The organism is Bradyrhizobium sp. (assembly GCF_030693485.1).
In the GTDB taxonomy this organism is placed as follows: Bacteria; Pseudomonadota; Alphaproteobacteria; order Rhizobiales; family Xanthobacteraceae; genus Bradyrhizobium.
The window spans coordinates 1-18794 of the sequence record NZ_JAUYAN010000253.1 but is presented as its reverse complement, the minus strand read 5'-3'; the positions used below and the strand labels follow the sequence as shown (position 1 = coordinate 18794).

The window sequence follows — 18794 nt, the reverse complement described above, 5'->3', positions numbered from 1 at the left end:
TCGGCAGCAAGGAAGTCGGGCTGGTGGAATACCGTTTCCAGCCCGACGCCTTTGAAGTCCGTCACGTCAGGGCGCCGGGCCAGATCGATGTCGATCTGGATGGGCTGCTGCGCGGCAGCTAGAGGCAGCCCGAATTAACGGGCTTATGCGCCCCCGGCCGTATTGAACCGGGAAAGGTCGCAACCGGGCTCGGCATATTGGGTCCGGCGCAGTCCCTCGCGGTCCGTCACCACAGTAGGCCGGCAACGCGCCTGCCAGGCGGCGCGGGCTTCCGCGTCGGCCTTCTGCTGCTCCGGCGTGAGCGGCGGAGCAAGGCGCACGACGCCGCCGCCATTAACGCCGAAATCGGTGGATTGACTGGGCGTGAGCGGACGCCCGAGGCGGATGGCGTCCGCTTTGGCTTTCGCCTCTGCGGCCCGCGCTTTCGCCGCGGCAGCGGCGGCGGCCGCGTTGCCATGGTCCATGTCAAAGGATGGCCCCTTCGGGGCAGGCGCCGGCGCGGCTGCCCCTTGCGCCGATGCCGTCGAGATGCCGGCGGCAATGAGCAACAGGACAGCTGGAATGATGCGCATTTCACAAGCCCCAAAGAACCGTTGGCGGGTGGGCTTGTTGTTATCGAGGGAAGGTTGAGGTCGGGTAAAGCGGGCTGGTTACCGCCCGCGCTATGGAATGCGTTGGATTCTAGCGATATGCGATGCGCGCCGACGTCCGCGGCAAGCGGACGTCGGCCGCGGCCATTACGCCTTGTCCGGGCCGACCCGCACCAATTGCTTGCCGAAATTGGCGCCCTTCAGAAGGCCCATGAACGCGGCGGGCGCGCTGTCGAGACCCTCGGTGACGAATTCCTTGTGCTTGACCTTGCCCTCACGCACCCATTGCGACATGTCGCGCAGGAAGTCGCCATGGCGCGCGGCGAAATCGCTGACGATGAAGCCGCGGATGGTCAGCCGTTTTGTCAATACCGCGCGCATCATCTTGCCGGCCCATTTCGGCGAGGTCTCGCCGAAATTATTGTATTCGGCGATCAGGCCGCAGACCGGCATGCGCGCGAAGGCGTTGAGCAGCGGAAACACCGCTTCGAACACCGCGCCGCCGACATTCTCGAAATAGACGTCGATGCCTTTGGGGCACGCCTGCTTCAGCTTCGCCGCCAGTTCGGGATCGCGGTGATCGAGACAATCGTCGAAGCCGAGCTCGTTCCTGACGTAGTCGCACTTGTCCTTGCCGCCGGCGATGCCGATCGCGCGCGCGCCCTTGATCTTCGCGATCTGCCCGACCGCCGAGCCGACCGCGCCCGAGGCCGCCGCCACCACCACGGTTTCGCCGGCCTGCGGCTTGCCGATATCGAGCAGGCCCGTATAGGCGGTCATGCCGGGCATGCCGAGCACGCCCACCGCGGTCGAGATCGAGCCGAGCTTCGGATCGATCTTGTTCAGCCCCTTGCCGTCGGAGACCGCATGGGTCTGCCAGCCGGCGCGTGACAGCACGATGTCGCCTTTGGCAAAAGCGGGATTGTTCGAGGCGATCACCTCGCTCACGGTGCCGCCCTCCATCACGCCGCCGATCGGCACCGGCGCCGCATAGGACGGGCCGTCGCTCATGCGGCCGCGCATATAGGGATCGAGCGACAGCCAGATGGTGCGCAGCAGCACCTCGCCCGCGCCCGGTGTCGGTACCGTGCATTCCTCGATGCGGAAATCCGAGGCCTTGGGCTCACCGACCGGGCGAGAAACGAGAACGACGCGCTTTGCTTGATGGGACCGGGTTGTTTTCGCCGATTTTTACTTCGTAATTCCGGGGCGATGCGAAGCATCGAACCCGGAATCTCGAGATTTCGGGTTTGGTGCTAACGCACCATCCCGGAATGACAGGTTTCGCTTTAAGCCGTGATCTTCGCCAGCGCCGCGTCGAACGCGGCGGCGGCACTCGGCAGATCCTTGAAGGCGAGCCCGCTGTCGGCGGACTGCTTCTGCGCTTCGGTCGCGGTGGGACGGATCTCGGCGACCGGCCTGGCGCCGTCGAGCAAGGCGTGCGGAGCGATGACGTGAAACTCATGGGCCTCGATCGGCTGATCCTTGAGCAGGAAAACGCTGAGCGAAACGATGTCCTTGCCGCGCCGGTAGGAAATGTAGCGGTCGACCGCGACCGAACCGTCGCGCTGCATGCCGCCCAGCTTGGCGTAACCTTTGGCGTCCAGCAGCTTGTGCGACTTGAAGCCCTTGACGCCGACCGATTGAGCCTTCGCGGTCTCCTCCGACAAATCGTACTTTTCGGCCATCTCCTTGCCGACCACGGCGAGCTGCCCGGACATCTCGTGCTCGAACTCCTTCAGCTCGGTACGCGGCTTCGAGGCCTTGCGGGGCTTCAACGCATCGCGCTTTTCCATCTCGGCCTTGCATTGCGCGATGACTCCGGCGACGGATTTACGTTCCGCATTGACCAGCAGATTCTTCAGATCCTGATCCGAAAGCGCGGCAATCCTGTCGTCCGACCAATCGACCATAGTAACCAACTTCTTTCCTGAACGTGTTGAGATGGGTTTTGCGAACAACCGCGCCGCGATCCTATTCCGGATGGGCGGCGCAGGCATTGCCTGGCCGCGACACTACCGCGTTTCGCCCGATCCGTGGTGGTCTATTTGGGCCCGATAACTAGACTCCGCCGGGGTAATTCGGGCTTTCGCGGGTGATGGTGACGTCGTGGACGTGGCTTTCGCGCAGACCCGCTCCGGTGATCCGCACGAATTGCGCCTTCTCGTGGAACTCGGCGAGATTTCGCGCGCCGACATAACCCATCGCCGCGCGCAGGCCGCCGGCCAGCTGATGCATCACGTTGCCGACCGGGCCCTTGTAGGGCACCTGGCCCTCGATGCCCTCCGGCACCAGCTTGAGGGTATCCTTGATGTCCTGCTGGAAGTAGCGGTCGGCGGAACCGCGCGCCATCGCGCCCACCGAGCCCATGCCGCGATAGGCCTTATAGGAGCGGCCCTGCCACAGGAACACTTCGCCCGGGGTCTCGTCGGTGCCGGCCAGCAGCGAGCCGACCATCGCGATGTCGGCGCCGGCGGCGAGCGCCTTGGCGAGATCGCCGGAATATTTGATACCGCCATCGGCGATGACAGGCACGTTGGCTTTCTTGGCGGCCTCGACCGCGTCCATGATCGCGGTCAGTTGCGGCACGCCGACGCCGGCGACGATGCGGGTGGTGCAGATCGACCCCGGACCGATGCCGACCTTGATGGCGTCAGCGCCGGCGTCGATCAGCGCCTGCGCGCCTTCCATGGTGGCGATGTTGCCGGCGATCACCTGCACGGCATTGGAAAGCCGCTTGATGCGGTTGACCGCCTCCAGCACCCGCGAGGAGTGACCGTGCGCGGTGTCCACCACGATGATGTCGACCCCGGCATCGATCAGCCGCTCGGTGCGCTCGAAGCCGCCCTCGCCGACCGTGGTCGCGGCGGCGACGCGCAGGCGGCCCTGCGCGTCCTTGCAGGCCAGCGGATGCGCGACCGCCTTTTCCATGTCCTTGACGGTGATCAGACCGACGCAGCGATACTGGTCGTCGACCACAAGCAGTTTTTCGATGCGATGCTTGTGCAGCATCCGCTTCGCCTCGTCCTGGCTGACACCCTCGCGCACCGTCACGAGGTTTTCGTGCGTCATCAATTCCGAGATCTTCTGGCGCGGATCGGTCGCAAAGCGGACGTCGCGGTTGGTGAGAATGCCGACCAGCTTGCCGGGTACGCCCTTGGCCGCGCCGGTGACCACCGGAATGCCGGAAAAGCCGTGGTCGGTCATCAGCGCCATGGCGTCCGACAGCATGGCGTCGGGACCGATGGTCAGCGGATTGACCACCATGCCGGATTCATACTTCTTGACCTGCCGTACCTGGGCGGCCTGGCCGTCGACGTCGAAATTGCGGTGGATCACGCCGATGCCGCCGGCCTGCGCCATGGCGATCGCCATCCGCGCTTCGGTGACGGTGTCCATTGCCGAAGCAATGATCGGGATATTGAGCGGAATGGCGCGGGTGACGTGGGAGCGGATATCGGCCTCGGAGGGCAGGATGTCCGAAAGGCCCGGCTTCAGAAGCACGTCGTCGAACGTATAGGCTTCGCGAATCCCCTGAAGTCCCTGTACCAGCGCCATTTACCAACTCCTTCGGCGGCTCGTTCGCCGCGATAGACCTATGGGATGAGCAGGACCTGCGGCGGCGCCGTAGCGTCACCGTCGAATCGAAGCCCATCGGTAGGGTTGGCGGTGGTCGATAGCATGGCGGGCCGCCGAATCAAAGCGTTTGCCAGCCATGCACAGGCTTTTGTGAGCGGGAGCCTCGGCTCGCCCCTAGCGCGGATAACCCGGCGGCGGGCCATGCTGCCGGATCGCCTCCACCACCTCCCGATGCCGGCGATCCTCACGCTTGGTGTAAACCGCGATCAGCGCATGCGCCGACGGCACCAGCAGCAGGACGGGGAAAATGAGCCCGAAAATCACGCAAAGCACGATCAGGACCAGGTTGAAAATCGCCGAAAACGGCTGCCCGTTGAGCAGCAACCCGAGCGGCGGCAACAAGGCAGCGAGGACATAGATCATCGTCGGATCTCCGGCGGCGAGGCCGCGCAGTGAACATGGTCACGCCGGATTTAGGTAGCCTTGCGCGTTCCGCAATGGCCCCTTATCCGCAACGATGTTACAGCCGGTAAGCTTCCATGCCCCCTCCCGCCCTGACCCCGATGACCAAAGAACGCCTGATCCCGCTCATCGTGGCCACCGCCCTATTCATGGAGAACATGGATTCGACGGTCATTGCGACCTCGCTTCCGGCGATCGCGGCCGATATCGGCACCAGCCCGCTGACGCTGAAACTTGCCATCACGTCCTATCTGTTGTCGCTCGCGGTATTCATTCCGGCGAGCGGATGGACCGCGGATCGGTTCGGCGCGCGCCTGGTGTTTTCGGTGGCGATCGCCGTGTTCATGGTGGGCTCGATCGGCTGCGCGCTGTCGACTTCCGTGACCCATTTTGTCATCGCCCGCATCCTGCAGGGCATCGGCGGCGCGATGATGACTCCGGTGGGGCGGCTGGTGCTGCTGCGCTCGATCGACAAGAGCCAATTGGTGAATGCGATGGCCTGGGTCACGATTCCGGCGCTGATCGGCCCGGTGATCGGTCCGCCGCTCGGCGGCTTCATCACGACCTATTTCTCCTGGCACTGGATCTTCCTGATCAACATTCCGATCGGCCTGCTCGGCATCTTCCTGGCGCTGAAATATATCGACCCGATCCGAAGTGAAAACCCCGAACGTTTTGACCTTTACGGACTCGTGCTCGCCGGCCTCGGACTCGGCGGCATCGCATTCGGACTGTCGGTCGCCGGGCTCAATCTGCTGCCCTGGACCGTCGTCGTGGCGCTGGTCGGGATCGGCACGGTTTCGATGACGCTCTACGTCATTCACGCCAGACGAACCGCCTCACCGGTACTGGACTTTTCGCTGATGCGGCTGCCGACGCTGCGCGCCAGCATCCTCGGCGGCTTCCTGTTTCGCCTCGGCATCGGCGCGCTGCCGTTCCTGCTGCCGCTGTTGATGCAGGTCGGCTTCGGCCTGTCGCCGTTCCATTCGGGACTGGTCACCTTCGCATCGGCGGTCGGCGCCATGGGCATGAAAACGCTGGCGGCGCGGATCATTCGCACCTTCGGCTTCCGCAACCTGATGACCGTCAACGCCATTGTCAGTGCGATCTTTCTCGCGGCCTGCGCGCTGTTCACGGTGACGACGCCGCTGCTTTTGATCATGATCATCCTGGTGGTCGGCGGCTTCTTCCGCTCGCTGCAGTTCACCGCGATCAACACCGTGGCCTATGCCGAGGTCGAGACGGCTCAGATGAGCCGCGCTACCACGCTGGTCAGCGTCAACCAGCAATTGGCGGTTTCCGCCGGCGTAGCGGTCGGCGCATTCACGGTGGAATCCACCATGTTGATGCGCCATGTCACCGAACTGAGCGCGGTCGATTTCGCGCCGGCCTTCATCGTGGTCGCGGTCATCTCGGCGATTTCGGCTTACTTCTTCTGGCAAATGCCCGATGATGCCGGCCACGAGATTTCCGGCCGCAGCGCGGTCGAGATTTCCAGCCGCAAGGGTGCCGCGAAGGCGGCGGCGAAAGCGGGCAGCGAGACGACGGAAGACGCCAGGGATCAGCGACTGGGTTGAACCGCAGCCAGGGAGGACACCGTGCAGATGTCAAAAGCGCTCGCTGCGGCCGTTGCGTTTGCGCTCGCCGCCGTCACGACGGCTGCCGCACAGGAATGGCCGGCCAGGAACATCACGCTGGTCGTACCGTTCGCGGCCGGCGGCGGCATTGACGCCAGCGCACGGCTGCAGGCGGTGGCGCTGGGCGAGGTGCTGGGGCAGACGATCATCGTGGAGAACGTTGGTGCTGCGGCCGGCACGGTCGGCAGCGCCCGCGTCGCCAAGGCGGCGCCTGACGGGTACACGCTGCTGATCGGCAACACCGGCACGCACGCCTACAGCCAGTCGCTCTACAAGAAACCGCCGTACGATGCCGCGAAGGATTTCGAGCTGGTCGGGCTGGTTTCGGAATCGCCGCGGATTCTGATCGTCCGCAAGGACCTGCCTGTGAACAATTTGCAGGAATTCATCGCCTACGCGAAGGCGAACCAGAGCAAGATGCAGTATGGCTCGGCCGGGGTGGGCTCCGGCACGCATCTGCCCTGCGCGCTACTCAACATGGCGATCGGTGTCGACATCACGCACATACCGTTTCGCGGCGCAGGCCCCGCCATGCAGGATCTGATCGGAGGACGCATCGACTATATGTGCGACACCATTCAAACCGGTGCGGCGCAGGTCAGGGGCGATAGCGTCAAGGGCATCGCCGTGATGTCGCCAAATCGCGTGCCGATCGTTGCGGGCCTCGCGACCACGGGCGAACAGGGCCTGCAGGGCGTCGAGGCCACGGTCTGGAATGCCTTCTTCTTTCCGAAGGGAACGCCGCAGCCGATCGTGCGCAAGATGAACAAGGCGCTGGGCGACATGATGGCGCGACCCGACCTGCGCGAGAAGCTGGAAGCACTCGGGCTTGCCATCGTGCCGCCGGAGCAACGCACACCGGATTATCTGGCCAGGTTTCTGCCGGAAGAAATCGAACGCTGGGGCAAGGTGATCAGGGCCGGCTCGATCAACATGGATTAGGCAAGCATCCGTCATTGCAAGGAGCGTAGCGAAGAAGCAATCCAACCTTTTTGCCTGTTGCCCGAAAGCTGGATTGCTCCGCTTCGCTCGCAATGACGACGGAGCCTATTGTGCGGTCTTCGCCTGTCCCCGGAACCCCATCGCCATCACGTAGCGCTCGGACGAGTCCTTGCGGCTCGAGGCCGGCTTGACGTGCTTGACGGTGGTAAAATCGCGCTTGAGCTGCGTCATCAAGGTCGCATCCGCGCCGCTCTGAAACACTTTCGCTACAAAAGCACCGCCCGGTTTGAGCACGTCGGCGGCAAAGGCGGCGGCGCTTTCGACCAGGCCGATGATGCGCAACTGGTCGGTCTTGCGGTGACCCGTGGTGTTGGCGGCCATGTCGGACAGCACCACATCGGCGCGGCCGCCCATCATGGCCAGCAATTTGTCGGGCGCGTCGTCCTTGAGAAAATCAAGCTGGGCGAAGTTGACACCGGGGATTTCCGGCATCTCCAGCAAGTCGATCGCGATCACCTTGCCCTTGCCGTCGGCGGCGCCGACGCGTTTGGCCGCGATCTGGCTCCAGCCGCCCGGCGCTGCACCCAGATCGACCACCGTGATGCCGGATTTGAGGAAATGGTACTTGTCGTCGATCTCGATCAGCTTGTAGGCCGCGCGCGAGCGCAGACCGTCCCGCTTGGCCTGCGCCACATAGGGATCGTTGAGTTGCCGCTCCAGCCAGAGTTTGGAGGACAGTTTCAGCCTGCCCGCGCTCTTGACGGTAACCCGCAGCCGTCCGGTGGTATCTTTTGCCATAATCGAGGCTCTAGCACATCGAAAGCCCGCGCGCCTATCGGCATCCGCTCAGGGCGCCGTCCGCGCGCATCATTTCGACCAGCATGCCCTCGCGCAGGCCGCGATCGGCGACCCGCAGCCGCGGCAGCGGGAACGCGCTGCGGATGGCATCGAGGATGGCGCAGCCCGCCAGCACCAGGTCGGCGCGCTCGATGCTGATGCAATTGTTGCCGGCGCGTTCCTGATAGGTCATGCCCAGCAGCCGCGCGATGGTGGCGGTGAGATCGGCATCGCTCATCCAGACGCCGTCGATCCGGCGGCGGTCGTATCGCGGCAGGTTGAGATGGACCCCGGCCAGGGTCGTCACCGTGCCCGAGGTGCCGAGCAGGTGCATGCCGCCGAGATCGGCGCCATGTTCGGCCGCGAACAGGGCGATGTGCTGCGCCACCTTCGCTACCATGTTGGCATAGGATTGCGGCGTGACGTCCTTGCCGCCAAAAGCTTCGGCCAGCGAGACCACGCCGAGCGGGATCGACATCCACGCCTTGATGCGCGGGACCGCATTCGCCTGTTCCGGATCGCGCTCGATCCGAACCAGCTCGGTCGAGCCGCCGCCGATATCGAACAGGATGGCGCCCCTGCCTCTCGGATCGAGCAGCGGCGAGCAACCGGTCACCGCCAGGGCGGCTTCGGTCTCGCGGTCGATCACCTCAAGCCGGATGCCGGTCTCGGCCGCCACACGGTCCATGAATCCGTCGGCATTCGACGCGGCGCGGCAGGCTTCGGTGGCGATCAAGCGCAGGCGCTTGGCCTTCTTCGACTGGATCTTGTCGCGGCAAATGCTCAGGGCCGCGATGGCGCGGTCGATCGCGGCATCGCTGATGCAGCCGGTCGCCGAGATGCCCTCCCCGAGCCGGATGATGCGCGAGAACGAGTCGACGACGCGAAAGCTGTCGCCGGTCGGACAGGCGATCAGCAGGCGGCAATTGTTGGTGCCGAGGTCCAGCGCGGCATAGACGCCGGCTAGCGCCGCCGGCGCAGGCACGCCTCCACTGCGCGACGGCAGCGCAACATCGCCGTGGTCGCCTCCGCGCGGCCCAAGGCCCTCGCGAAGCCGCGTGTCTTCATTCATTCAAAGTGTCTTTCCGCGGTCCCTTGAGGCCGACGTGGAATTTCCGTTCACGGAAACTTTAGCAGCGCCGGACAGCCGCGCAACAGCCGTTCACATGCCACCATGCCCAATCAGGCGTTGTCGTTCCGATTTCGGTGCGTTATCTCAGATAACCGGCGAAAATCGCGCAAGAGTAAGCATTTCAGGTATTTTTCAATGCAAGATCAACCGTCCTCAGCCTCCTTGGAAAACGCTATCGCACTGCAAAAATACGGTGTCGGGCAACCGGTCCGCCGCAAGGAAGACGACACGCTGGTGCGCGGCAAGGGCAAGTACACCGACGATTTCAGCCAGCCCGGCCAAGCCTATGCCTGGATCGTCCGTTCCAGTCATGCCCATGGCATCATCCGCCGCATCGACACCAGGGCCGCCATGGCGATGCCGGGCGTGCTCGGCGTGTGGACCGGAACCGATCTCGCCGCGGCCGGCTACGGCCCCTTCACCTGCGGCCTGCCGCTGAAGAGCCGCGACGGCACTCCGCTGATGCAGACCAACCGCACCGCGCTGATGACCGACAAGGTGCGCTATGTCGGCGATCCCGTGGCCTTCGTGGTGGCCTTGACGCTGGCGCAGGCGCGCGAGGCCGGCGAAGCCATTGAACTGGATATCGAGCCGCTTCCGGCCGTCACCGACGCCGCCGAAGCCGCCAGGCCCGGCGCGCCGCAGCTCTACGATCATATCCCCAACAACGTCGCGCTCGACTATCACTATGGCGACGCCGCGAAAATCGACGCGGCCTTCGCCGGCGCGGCGCATGTAACAAAACTCGACATCGTCAATACGCGGGTCGCCGTGGTTTCGATGGAACCGCGGGTGGCGCTGGCGGCCTGGGACAAAGCGAGCGAGCGCTACACGCTGCAGGTTCCGACCCAGGGCGTGTCAGGCAACAAGGTGACGCTGGCGAAGATCCTCAACGTGCCGAACGACAAGGTCCGCATCCTCACCGCCAATGTCGGGGGATCGTTCGGAATGAAGAACGTCAACTACCCCGAATATATCTGCATCCTGCACGCGGCTAAAATACTCGGCCGCCCGGTGAAATGGACCGACGAGCGCTCCACCAGCTTTCTCTCCGACAGCCAGGGCCGCGCGCAGCTGATGCATGCCGAACTGGCGCTCGATGCCGACGGCAAGTTCCTCGCGGTTCGCCTCGAAGGCTATGGCAATCTCGGCGCCTATATTACCGGCGTGGCGCCGGGCCCGCTGTCGCTCAACACAGGAAAGAACCTCGCCAGCGTCTACCGCACGCCGCTGCTCGGCGTCGACATCAAGACGGTGCTGACCAACACCACGCTGATGGGCGCCTATCGTGGCGCCGGACGTCCCGAGGCCAATTACTACATGGAGCGCCTGATCGACCGCGCCGCCGACGAGATGGGCATCAACCGGCTGACCCTGCGCAAGCGCAATTTCATCAAGCCGGCACAAATGCCGTTCGCGGCCGCGTCCGGCGTCACCTATGACAGCGGCGATTTCCAGGGCGTCTTCGACAAGGCGCTGGAGATTTCCGATCACGCCAACTTTGCGAAGCGCAAGAGGGAAAGCCGCAAGGCCGGCAAACTCCGCGGTATCGCGGTCGGCTGCTATCTCGAGGTCACCGCGCCGCCGAGCGGCGAGCTCGGCAAGATCACGTTCGAACCCGATGGCTCGGTGAAACTCACCACCGGCACTCTGGACTATGGCCAGGGCCACGCCACCCCGTTCGCCCAGGTGCTGTCGGCGCAACTCGGCGTGCCCTTCGAGAAGGTCACGCTCGAACAGAACGACAGCGACCTCGTGCGTTTCGGTAACGGCACCGGCGGCTCACGCTCGATCACCGCGACGGGTGCGGCGATCGTCGAGGCCGCGGCACTGGTGGTCGCCAAAGGCAAGCAGGCGGCGGCGCATCTGCTGGAAGCCGCTGAAGGCGACATCGAATTCGGCGGTGGCCGTTTCACCATCGCCGGCACCGACCGCTCGATCGGCATCATGGAACTGGCGCAGCGCCTGCGCGAAGGCGAGGTTCCGGAAGGCGTGCCTGAGACCCTCGACGTCGATCACGCCACCAAGGATACGCCATCGACCTTCCCCAATGGCTGTCATGTCGCTGAAGTCGAGATCGATCCTGACACCGGCGTGGTGCGGATCGTACGCTACACCGGGATCAGCGATTTCGGCATTATCGTCAACCCGATGATCGTCGAGGGCCAGTTGCATGGCGGCGTGGCGCAAGGCATTGGCCAGGCGCTAATGGAAGAGGTCAGCTACGACGACAACGGACAGCCGATCACGGGATCGTTCATGGATTACGCGCTGCCGCGCGCGGGCGATATCCCGCCGATGGTGGTTGGCGATCATCCCTCGCCGGCGAAATCCAACCCGCTCGGCACCAAGGGCTGCGGCGAAGCCGGCTGCGCCGGCGCCCTGGTCGTGATCGTCAATGCGGCGCTCGATGCGCTGTCCGAACATGGCATCACGCAGATCGACATGCCGCTGACGCCGGAACGGGTGTGGCGCGCGATCCAGGATGCGAAGCAGAAGGCGGCGTGAGATTGTCGCTCGTGCAAGCCAACATCATCGACGACCTTCGCGCCGCGTTTGATGCGACGACGGTGCTGACCGGCAGCGACATCGGCGCCCGCTATCACACAGACATGGCCGGCATTGCAGTGGCGCTACCGCTGGCGGTGGTGCGGCCGCGCACCACCGAGCAGGTCTCGCAATTTCTGAGGCTTTGTCACCAGGCGCGCGTGCCGGTCACGACCCAGGGCGGCATGACCGGGCTGGTGCGCGCCACCATGCCGGCGCCGGGCGAAATCGTGCTGTCGACGGAACGCATGAACGCGATCGAGGAGGTCGATACCGGCGGCGGAGTTGTGATCACCCAGGCCGGAGTGCCGCTGCAGCGCCTGCAGGAGCGCGTCGAACAGGACGGCTTCATGTTTCCGCTCGATTTGGGCGCGCGCGGCAGCTGCACCATCGGCGGCAACATTTCCACCAATGCCGGGGGCAACCGGGTGATCCGCTACGGCATGACGCGCGATCTGGTGCTCGGGCTCGAAGCCGTGCTGGCGGATGGCACCATCCTCAAGGGCGTTCGAAAGTACATCAAGAACAATACCGGGATCGATCTGAAGCAATTGTTCGTCGGCACCGAAGGCACGCTCGGCGTGGTCACCCGCGCCGCCTTGCGGATTTTCCCGGCGCCGGCGGAGCAGCAGGTGGCGCTGTGCGCGCTGCCCAGCTTCGACATGGTCCGCGCCCTGCTCACGCTGACGCGCGCGCGGCTAGGCGGCGACCTCACCGCGTTCGAGGTGATGTGGAACAATTATTACCGCCTGACGACCGAAAAGGTGAAAGGCGTCGCAGCACCACTCGCGACCAACTATCCGTTCTACGTCCTGCTCGAATCCTCCGGCAGCGACGCCGAGCGCATCCGCGGCGATCTTGAAGAACTGCTCGAGCAGGCGCTGGGGGACGAAATCATCCTGGATGCCACGATTGCGAGCTCGGGGGCTGCGGCCGCAGCGATCTGGCGGATCCGCGATTCCTCGGTCGAACTCGGCCGCGCGACCGGCCCCGGAGTTGGTTTCGACATCAGCCTTGCTATCGACAAGATGGAAGCGTTCGCGGTCGCCGTCGACAACGGCATGAAGACAATCCACGGCGATGCCTACGCGATCGTGTTCGGGCATGCCGGTGATGGCAATCTGCACGTCAGCGCAAAGTACCCGCCGCCGGCCGACAAATACGACGAAGTCTCGAAGCTGGTGTACGGCATCACCGGCGACTTCGGAGGCTCGATCTCGGCCGAGCACGGCATCGGCATCCTGAAGCGGCCGTACCTGAAACTCAGCCGCACCGCGGAGGAGATCGAGACCATGCGCACGCTGAAGCGTGCGCTCGATCCGCATCACATTCTCAATCCGGGGCGTATTTTCACGATGTGAAGGGATTGCTACGCCGTCTGCTTCAACGCCCGCTCCAGCAGTTCCAGCCTGTCCTGCCCCCAGAAGATCTCGCCCGACGGCAGCACGTAGCTTGGCGCGCCGAACACGCCCGCCGTCAGCGCCTCCTCTGTGTACTGCTGATGCAGCGCATTGAGTTCGGCGTCGGCGGGGCCGCCGGCGCGCAGCGCGGCGGCGTCGAGGCCGGCGCGGCGGGCGGCCGATGCAACGTGACCGGGATCGGCGAGCGATTCCTCGCATTCCCACACCGTGCGCCCCAGCTCCTGTGACAGTTTGAGGGCATCCCTGCCCTGCAGCTTGGCGGCGATCACCAGGCGTGTTCCCATGGTGTCGTCGCAGGGGAAATATTTTGGTTCGAGAACAAGCGGAACATCCCGCACCTCGCGCCAGCGCTTCAACTCCATCATCCGGTAGGCGCGTCGCTGCGGCGAGCGTTTCGGGAGCGGCAATCCGCCGGTCTGCTCGAAGATCGGTCCGAACTTGCAGGGCTTTATGTTGACGGTGACGTTGTTGCGTCTGGCGATCTCGGCGAACGGCGCGCTGCCGAGATAGGTCCAGGGCGAAGTCAGTGCCATGTAGTAGTCGACGGTGATGGTCATGCCGCCGCCTGCTCGCGCGGCTGGTAGATCGCGATGTGCTGGCAATGCGCCAGCGGCGTGGTGCCGTTGGCGACCACCAGGGCGTCGAGTTCGACGAAGCGGTGGCCCTTCTTGTCGTAATTGCCGGTGACTTTCGCCCGCGCGGTCAGTTCATCGCCGATAGCGGCCGCGGACAGCAGCTGCATTCTTGTGCCGACATGAATCCATGGGCCCATGATGGCGTTGTCGACCAGCACCTTGTTCATGACCCGCGGCAACAGGCCGGGATGACCTACCCCTTCCCGCGTGTAGATCGCCTCGGTTTCCCGAATATCCGCCAGATACTCCTTTGCCGCATCGACGCCCCAGGCGCGTGGTACGGCGCCGAGCCACTTGCCCTGGGCATAGGACGTCGCATCCACCGGCTTGCGCTCGGCCACGGCCGCGACTTCTACATAGTCGGACAAGGAAAATGACGGTGCTGCGGCCGGCAGCGATGCCGTACCCGTCGCACAAAGCGCGCCACGGCTCCTGACCTCGATCGACAGCACGCCATTGCTTGCTTCACCGGTGACATCGGCCAGCTCGCCGTCATAGACCGGCTTGATAAAGCGTGCCTCAATCAGCCCGCGTTCGAGAAAGGCCCGGCCCCATTTGGCGACCGGCAGATGCATCATGTAGGCCATGACGTCCACGCCCGGCACCAGACCGCCATCAAAGCCGTAGCGCTTCGCCACAGTATCGTCGTGCATCTTGTTCTCGGAATGTTTTGACGTGTTGTAGGCCGAGACCCGATACGGCTCGATACGGCTTGTCATGCCTGTTTCCCCTTATTTTGGTTGGCGTTTCTGGCGGCGATGGTACGCGAAGAAAACGCCGAGGCAAGCAGGTTTCGGCCCGCTTTTGCTCGCATTTCCCGCGGCGATGGAGTACCACGCGGCTTCGGAACCGCCCAAAGGGCTCCCGTGCCAAATCCTTAACGCGATGACGCCCGCTTTGAACCCCACCACCCGCATCTATGTCGACGCCGACGCCTGTCCGGTCAAAGACGAAATCTACCGCGTCGCCGCCCGCCATGGCCTGCCCGTCAGCGTGGTCGCCGGCAATTTCATCCGGGTGCCGCCGGATCCCCTGATCGAGCGGATCGCGGCGGGTTACGGCATGGACGCCGCCGACGACTGGATTGCGGAACGCGCCGGAAAGGGCGATATCGTCATCACCTCCGATATCCCGCTGGCAAGCCGCTGCGTCAAGGCAGGCGCCGAGGTGATCGCGCCGAACGGCAAGCCGTTCTCGGAGCAATCGATCGGAATGACGCTCGCGGTCCGCAACCTGATGACCGATCTGAGGTCGTCAGGCGAAATCACCGGCGGCCCCAAAGGCTTCGCGCCGCGTGACCGCTCCGCGTTCCTGTCGGCGCTCGACCAGACCATCAGGCGCGTTCAGCGCCAGCGCGCGGATTTCGTCGCGCAGAACCAGAATTGAATTGAGAGTTTATGGCGCCTCCTCTGATCCAGTTGAAAGACATCAAGCTGACCTTCGGCGGCACGCCGCTGTTGTCGGGCGTGGAGCTGTCGGTATCCGCGGGCGAACGGGTCTGCCTGATCGGCCGTAACGGCTCGGGCAAATCGACGCTGCTCAAGATCGCCGCGGGCCTGGTGGAGTCCGACAGCGGCAGCCGCTTCGTGCAGCCCGGCGCCACCGTCCGCTATCTGCCGCAGGAACCGGATTTTTCCGGTTTTGCCACCACGCTGGCCTATGTCGAGGATGGCCTCGGCCCCGGCGACGACCACTATCAGGCGCGCTATGTGCTGGAGCAGCTCGGGTTGCACGGCGACGAGGACCCCGCGCACATCTCCGGCGGCGAGGCCCGCCGCACCGCGCTGGCGCGGGTGCTGGCGCCCTCGCCCGACATCCTGCTGCTGGACGAGCCGACCAACCATCTCGACCTCACCACCATTGAATGGCTGGAAGGCGAACTCGCCAGCCGCCGCTCGGCGCTGGTCATCATCAGCCATGACCGCCGCTTCATGTCCAATCTGTCGCGCGCCACCGCCTGGCTCGACCGCGGCCAGATCAAGCAGATCGACAAAGGGTTCAGCGCGTTCGAGTCGTGGCGCGACGAGGTGCTGGCCGAGGAAGAGCGCGACCAGCACAAGCTCGACCGCAAGATCGTGATGGAGGAGCACTGGCTGCGCTACGGCGTCTCCGGCCGCCGCAAACGCAACGTCAAGCGGCTCGGCAATCTCTTCGCGCTGCGCGAGCAGCGCCGCGATTATCGCGGCGCGGCCGGCAACGCCAATCTCGCGGCTTCCGAAGCCGACAAGTCCGGCAAGCTGATCATCGAGGCCAAGGGCATCGGCCGAACCTATGGCGAACGCAAGATCGTCGACGACTTCTCGATCCGGGTGCAGCGCGGCGACCGCATCGGCATCGTCGGGCCGAACGGCGCCGGCAAGACCACGCTGATCGAGATGCTGACCGGCGGCGCACCGCCCGACAGCGGCACCATCCGGTTCGGCGCCAATATCGAAATGGCGACGCTGGACCAGCACCGCGAAAGCCTCGATCCGAAATCGACGCTGGCCGATGCCCTCACCGGCGGCGGCAGCGACAATGTCATGGTCGGCGGCAAGCCAAAGCACGTCGTCAGCTACATGAAGGACTTTCTGTTCGCGCAGGAGCAGATGCGCACCCCGCTGGAAGTGCTCTCCGGCGGCGAGCGTGGCCGGTTGATGCTGGCCCGCGCGCTGGCAAAGCCTTCCAACCTGCTGGTGCTGGACGAGCCGACCAACGACCTCGATCTCGAAACCCTCGACGTGCTGGAGGAGATGCTCGGCGACTACGAGGGCACCGTGATCCTGATCAGCCATGACCGCGACTTTCTCGACCGCGTCGTGACCTCGGTGATCGCGCCGGAGGGCGACGGCCGCTGGATCGAATATGCCGGCGGCTATACCGACATGCTGGCGCAGCGCGGCGCCGATCTGAAGCGCGAGGCGGTGAAGGCCGGCGCCGAGGAGAAGAAAGAATCCAAGGGTGGCGCGCCATCGACTACGGCGAGGCGCAAGCTCAACTTCAAGGACAAGCACGCGCTGGAAACGCTGCCGAAGACGATCGCCGGGCTGCAGGCCGAAATCGCCAAGCAGCAGCGGCATCTTGACGATCCCAACCTTTACAGGAAGGATCGCAAGAAGTTCGACCTGTGCTCGGCCGCCCTCTCCGCAGCGCAGAAGGAGCTCGAGGCCGCCGAGGACAGATGGCTGGAGCTCGAAGTGATGCGCGAAGAGATTGAGCAGGCTTGAATCATGACCAATCATCCTTCAAGCCTCGCAAGCGCTGGCACCTCCTGCGACAACGGCGAAGCCGTTGCGCGGGGATGACGCAGTCACCCTGAGGTGCGCGCGTCTTCGCGCGCCTCGAAGGGTGGATGCATAAACGGAGTAACCCGATGACCACGCCCCTCGCCGCAAAAATCGCCCGCGAATATGGCACGCCTGCCGCCGTCATCGACATGGACCGGGTGGAGCGCAACATTGCGCGGATCCAGGCGGCCTGCGACACCGCCGGCGTCGCCAACCGTCCGCATATCAAGACCCACAAGAGCCCGATGCTGGCGCGGATGCAGGTCGCGGCCGGCGCCAGGGGTATCACCTGCCAGAAGATCGGCGAGGCCGAGGTGATGGCGAATGCGGGCATCGACGACATCCTGATCAGCTACAATCTGATCGGCGAGGAGAAGATGGCGCGGCTCGGCGCGCTGCTGGCAAAAGCCAACATGATCGTCGCCGCCGACAATTCGACCGTGATATCAGGCCTGCCGCAGGCGGCCGCAGCTTCTGGTCGCCCGCTCTCGGTGGTGGTGGAATGCGACACCGGGCGCAAGCGCGCCGGCGTCGAAACCCCGGCGGAAGCCATCGCGCTGGCGCGCGAGATCGCGGCCTCGAAGGGGCTGATCTTCGGCGGCTTTATGCTGTACCCCACCGAGACCGGCTGGGCTGACGCACAAAAATTCTACGACGAGGCGTTGGCCGGTGTGCGCGCGCACGGGCTCGACGCCGCGATGGTCTCCACCGGCGGTACGCCGAACCTGAAGAACGTCGGAAAGCTCAAGGGCGCCACCGAGCACCGGCCCGGCACCTACATCTACAACGACCGCATGCAGGTCGCCGCCGGCGTCGCCGCCTGGGACGATTGCGCGCTTCATATCTATTCCACCGTGGTCAGCCGCGCCGGCCCCGATCGCGGCATACTGGATGCCGGATCGAAGACCCTGACGTCGGATACCGGCGGCGGGCTCGATGGCCACGGCCTGATCCTGGAACATCCCGAGGCCAAGATCGCGCGCTTCGCCGAGGAACACGGCTTTCTGGACCTCACCCGCAGCAACACCCGCCCCAATGTCGGCGATGTCGTGCGGATCGTGCCGAATCATGTCTGCGTCGTCGTCAACATGATGGACGAAGTGGTGATGGTGCGCGGCGAGGAGATCGTCGGCACGCTGCAGGTGGCGGCACGGGGAAAGTTGAGGTAGCTGGTTCGCGCATCCTTCGAGGCGCGCAATAGCGCACCTCAGGATGACGCTCACTCTCTCGCAGCCGTCACCCTGAGGTGCCGTAGCGCAGCGAAGGCCTCGAAGGGCGGCGGGGTTCATTCCGTCGCGAGATATTTCAACGCTCCCCTCCCCGCCGCAGCCCCCGTCGCGAACGACGCCTGCAGCAGATAGCCGCCGGTCGGCGCCTCCCAGTCGAGCATCTCGCCTGCCGCAAATACGCCGGGCAAACGCCGGATCATCAAATCGGCGTCGAGTTCGTCGAAAGAAATTCCGCCCGCGGTCGAGATCGCGCGCGCGATCGGGGCGACACCATTCAACTGAACCGGAATGGCGTTTATCAAGCCGGCGAGCTTTTCGGGAGATAGCGACGGCAGCGATGCACCCGATGCAATGGCAGCCTCCTGCAACAGCCCGATGCCGACCGGCGACAGATGCGCCGTCTTGCGCAGCCAGTTCGAGAATGATTGCTTGCCTTTCGGCATCGACAGCCGCGCCACCAGCTCATTGATCGAGAGATCGGGCCGCAAGGCGATAAGCTGCGTCGCCTGTCCCGAAT

General features: G+C 64.6%; 16 protein-coding genes and 2 pseudogenes. 8 read left to right on the top strand and 10 right to left on the bottom strand.

All coding sequences use genetic code 11. From position 1 onward, the window contains the following. Positions 1–122 (top strand): annotated as a pseudogene (locus tag Q8N40_RS18630) (metallophosphoesterase); the annotation flags it as partial. Positions 123–143: 21 nt separating this feature from the next. Here Q8N40_RS18630 and Q8N40_RS18625 read toward each other — a convergent pair. From Q8N40_RS18625 to Q8N40_RS18605, 5 genes and pseudogenes are all read right to left on the bottom strand, one after another. Beyond that, positions 144–572, bottom strand: coding sequence for a hypothetical protein (locus Q8N40_RS18625; protein ID WP_305712854.1), 429 nt, complete (start codon positions 570–572; stop codon positions 144–146). 165 nt (positions 573–737) lie between these two features. Next, positions 738–1754 (bottom strand): annotated as a pseudogene (locus Q8N40_RS18620) (NADP-dependent oxidoreductase); the annotation flags it as partial. Positions 1755–1879: 125 nt separating this feature from the next. Next, on the bottom strand, positions 1880–2503 hold the full coding sequence (locus Q8N40_RS18615) for a hypothetical protein (RefSeq protein WP_305318192.1): 624 nt from the start codon (positions 2501–2503) through the stop codon (positions 1880–1882). Positions 2504–2651: 148 nt separating this feature from the next. Beyond that, positions 2652–4148 (bottom strand): IMP dehydrogenase, encoded by a 1497-nt coding sequence (guaB, locus tag Q8N40_RS18610; RefSeq protein WP_305712853.1) that lies wholly within the window; start codon positions 4146–4148, stop codon positions 2652–2654. Positions 4149–4343: 195 nt separating this feature from the next. Next, on the bottom strand, positions 4344–4592 hold the full coding sequence (locus Q8N40_RS18605) for a hypothetical protein (RefSeq protein WP_305318190.1): 249 nt from the start codon (positions 4590–4592) through the stop codon (positions 4344–4346). A gap of 140 nt (positions 4593–4732) precedes the next feature. Between Q8N40_RS18605 and Q8N40_RS18600 the strand changes: the two genes are divergently transcribed. Beyond that, complete coding sequence (locus tag Q8N40_RS18600; RefSeq protein WP_305712852.1) at positions 4733–6208, top strand: DHA2 family efflux MFS transporter permease subunit; 1476 nt, start codon at positions 4733–4735, stop codon at positions 6206–6208. Between the two features lie 27 nt (positions 6209–6235). Then, positions 6236–7210: a tripartite tricarboxylate transporter substrate binding protein gene (locus Q8N40_RS18595; protein WP_305318200.1), complete on the top strand. Its 975-nt coding sequence runs from the start codon at positions 6236–6238 to the stop codon at positions 7208–7210. Between the two features lie 105 nt (positions 7211–7315). On the opposite strand, the gene Q8N40_RS18590 is transcribed toward Q8N40_RS18595, so the two are convergent. Both Q8N40_RS18590 and Q8N40_RS18585 read right to left on the bottom strand, forming a co-directional pair. Continuing rightward, positions 7316–8008, bottom strand: a complete 693-nt coding sequence (locus Q8N40_RS18590) for an RlmE family RNA methyltransferase (RefSeq protein ID WP_305318188.1) — start codon at positions 8006–8008, stop codon at positions 7316–7318. A 34-nt stretch (positions 8009–8042) separates the two neighbouring features. Then, positions 8043–9119 carry a Ppx/GppA phosphatase family protein gene (locus tag Q8N40_RS18585; protein WP_305712851.1) on the bottom strand — a complete coding sequence of 359 codons (1077 nt, stop codon included), beginning with the start codon at positions 9117–9119 and terminating at the stop codon, positions 8043–8045. Positions 9120–9314: 195 nt separating this feature from the next. Between Q8N40_RS18585 and Q8N40_RS18580 the strand changes: the two genes are divergently transcribed. Then, positions 9315–11687, top strand: coding sequence for a xanthine dehydrogenase family protein molybdopterin-binding subunit (locus tag Q8N40_RS18580; RefSeq protein WP_305712850.1), 2373 nt, complete (start codon positions 9315–9317; stop codon positions 11685–11687). An 11-nt stretch (positions 11688–11698) separates the two neighbouring features. Further along, positions 11699–13087 (top strand): FAD-binding oxidoreductase, encoded by a 1389-nt coding sequence (locus tag Q8N40_RS18575; protein ID WP_305712855.1) that lies wholly within the window; start codon positions 11699–11701, stop codon positions 13085–13087. An 8-nt stretch (positions 13088–13095) separates the two neighbouring features. On the opposite strand, the gene Q8N40_RS18570 is transcribed toward Q8N40_RS18575, so the two are convergent. Beyond that, positions 13096–13704, bottom strand: a complete 609-nt coding sequence (locus Q8N40_RS18570; protein WP_305712849.1) for a 2-hydroxychromene-2-carboxylate isomerase — start codon at positions 13702–13704, stop codon at positions 13096–13098. Continuing rightward, positions 13701–14501 (bottom strand): hypothetical protein, encoded by an 801-nt coding sequence (locus Q8N40_RS18565; RefSeq protein WP_305318183.1) that lies wholly within the window; start codon positions 14499–14501, stop codon positions 13701–13703. The genes Q8N40_RS18570 and Q8N40_RS18565 overlap by 4 nt, the downstream gene beginning before the upstream one ends. Before the next feature lie 166 nt (positions 14502–14667). Between Q8N40_RS18565 and Q8N40_RS18560 the strand changes: the two genes are divergently transcribed. From Q8N40_RS18560 to Q8N40_RS18550, 3 genes are all read left to right on the top strand, one after another. Further along, positions 14668–15168, top strand: a complete 501-nt coding sequence (locus Q8N40_RS18560) for a YaiI/YqxD family protein (protein WP_305712848.1) — start codon at positions 14668–14670, stop codon at positions 15166–15168. Positions 15169–15179: 11 nt separating this feature from the next. Further along, positions 15180–16988, top strand: a complete 1809-nt coding sequence (locus Q8N40_RS18555) for an ABC-F family ATP-binding cassette domain-containing protein (protein WP_305318181.1) — start codon at positions 15180–15182, stop codon at positions 16986–16988. A 146-nt stretch (positions 16989–17134) separates the two neighbouring features. After that, entirely contained in the window at positions 17135–18217 is a 1083-nt protein-coding gene (locus tag Q8N40_RS18550; protein ID WP_305712847.1) for a D-TA family PLP-dependent enzyme, read from the top strand. Between the two features lie 116 nt (positions 18218–18333). On the opposite strand, the gene Q8N40_RS18545 is transcribed toward Q8N40_RS18550, so the two are convergent. Then, positions 18334–18794 (bottom strand): NAD(P)/FAD-dependent oxidoreductase (locus tag Q8N40_RS18545; RefSeq protein WP_305712846.1); only part of this gene is annotated, 461 nt, incomplete at its 5' end.

Bases quoted from the DNA above. Each gene is read 5' to 3' on its own strand.
- Q8N40_RS18625 (WP_305712854.1), bottom strand. From the start codon at position 572: ATGCGCATCATTCCAGCTGTCCTGTTGCTCATTGCCGCCGGCATCTCG.
- Q8N40_RS18615 (WP_305318192.1), bottom strand. From the start codon at position 2,503: ATGGTCGATTGGTCGGACGACAGGATTGCCGCGCTTTCGGATCAGGAT.
- guaB (WP_305712853.1), bottom strand. From the start codon at position 4,148: ATGGCGCTGGTACAGGGACTTCAGGGGATTCGCGAAGCCTATACGTTC.
- Q8N40_RS18605 (WP_305318190.1), bottom strand. From the start codon at position 4,592: ATGATCTATGTCCTCGCTGCCTTGTTGCCGCCGCTCGGGTTGCTGCTC.
- Q8N40_RS18600 (WP_305712852.1), top strand. From the start codon at position 4,733: ATGACCAAAGAACGCCTGATCCCGCTCATCGTGGCCACCGCCCTATTC.
- Q8N40_RS18595 (WP_305318200.1), top strand. From the start codon at position 6,236: ATGTCAAAAGCGCTCGCTGCGGCCGTTGCGTTTGCGCTCGCCGCCGTC.
- Q8N40_RS18590 (WP_305318188.1), bottom strand. From the start codon at position 8,008: ATGGCAAAAGATACCACCGGACGGCTGCGGGTTACCGTCAAGAGCGCG.
- Q8N40_RS18585 (WP_305712851.1), bottom strand. From the start codon at position 9,119: ATGAATGAAGACACGCGGCTTCGCGAGGGCCTTGGGCCGCGCGGAGGC.
- Q8N40_RS18580 (WP_305712850.1), top strand. From the start codon at position 9,315: ATGCAAGATCAACCGTCCTCAGCCTCCTTGGAAAACGCTATCGCACTG.
- Q8N40_RS18570 (WP_305712849.1), bottom strand. From the start codon at position 13,704: ATGACCATCACCGTCGACTACTACATGGCACTGACTTCGCCCTGGACC.
- Q8N40_RS18565 (WP_305318183.1), bottom strand. From the start codon at position 14,501: ATGACAAGCCGTATCGAGCCGTATCGGGTCTCGGCCTACAACACGTCA.
- Q8N40_RS18560 (WP_305712848.1), top strand. From the start codon at position 14,668: ATGACGCCCGCTTTGAACCCCACCACCCGCATCTATGTCGACGCCGAC.
- Q8N40_RS18555 (WP_305318181.1), top strand. From the start codon at position 15,180: ATGGCGCCTCCTCTGATCCAGTTGAAAGACATCAAGCTGACCTTCGGC.
- Q8N40_RS18550 (WP_305712847.1), top strand. From the start codon at position 17,135: ATGACCACGCCCCTCGCCGCAAAAATCGCCCGCGAATATGGCACGCCT.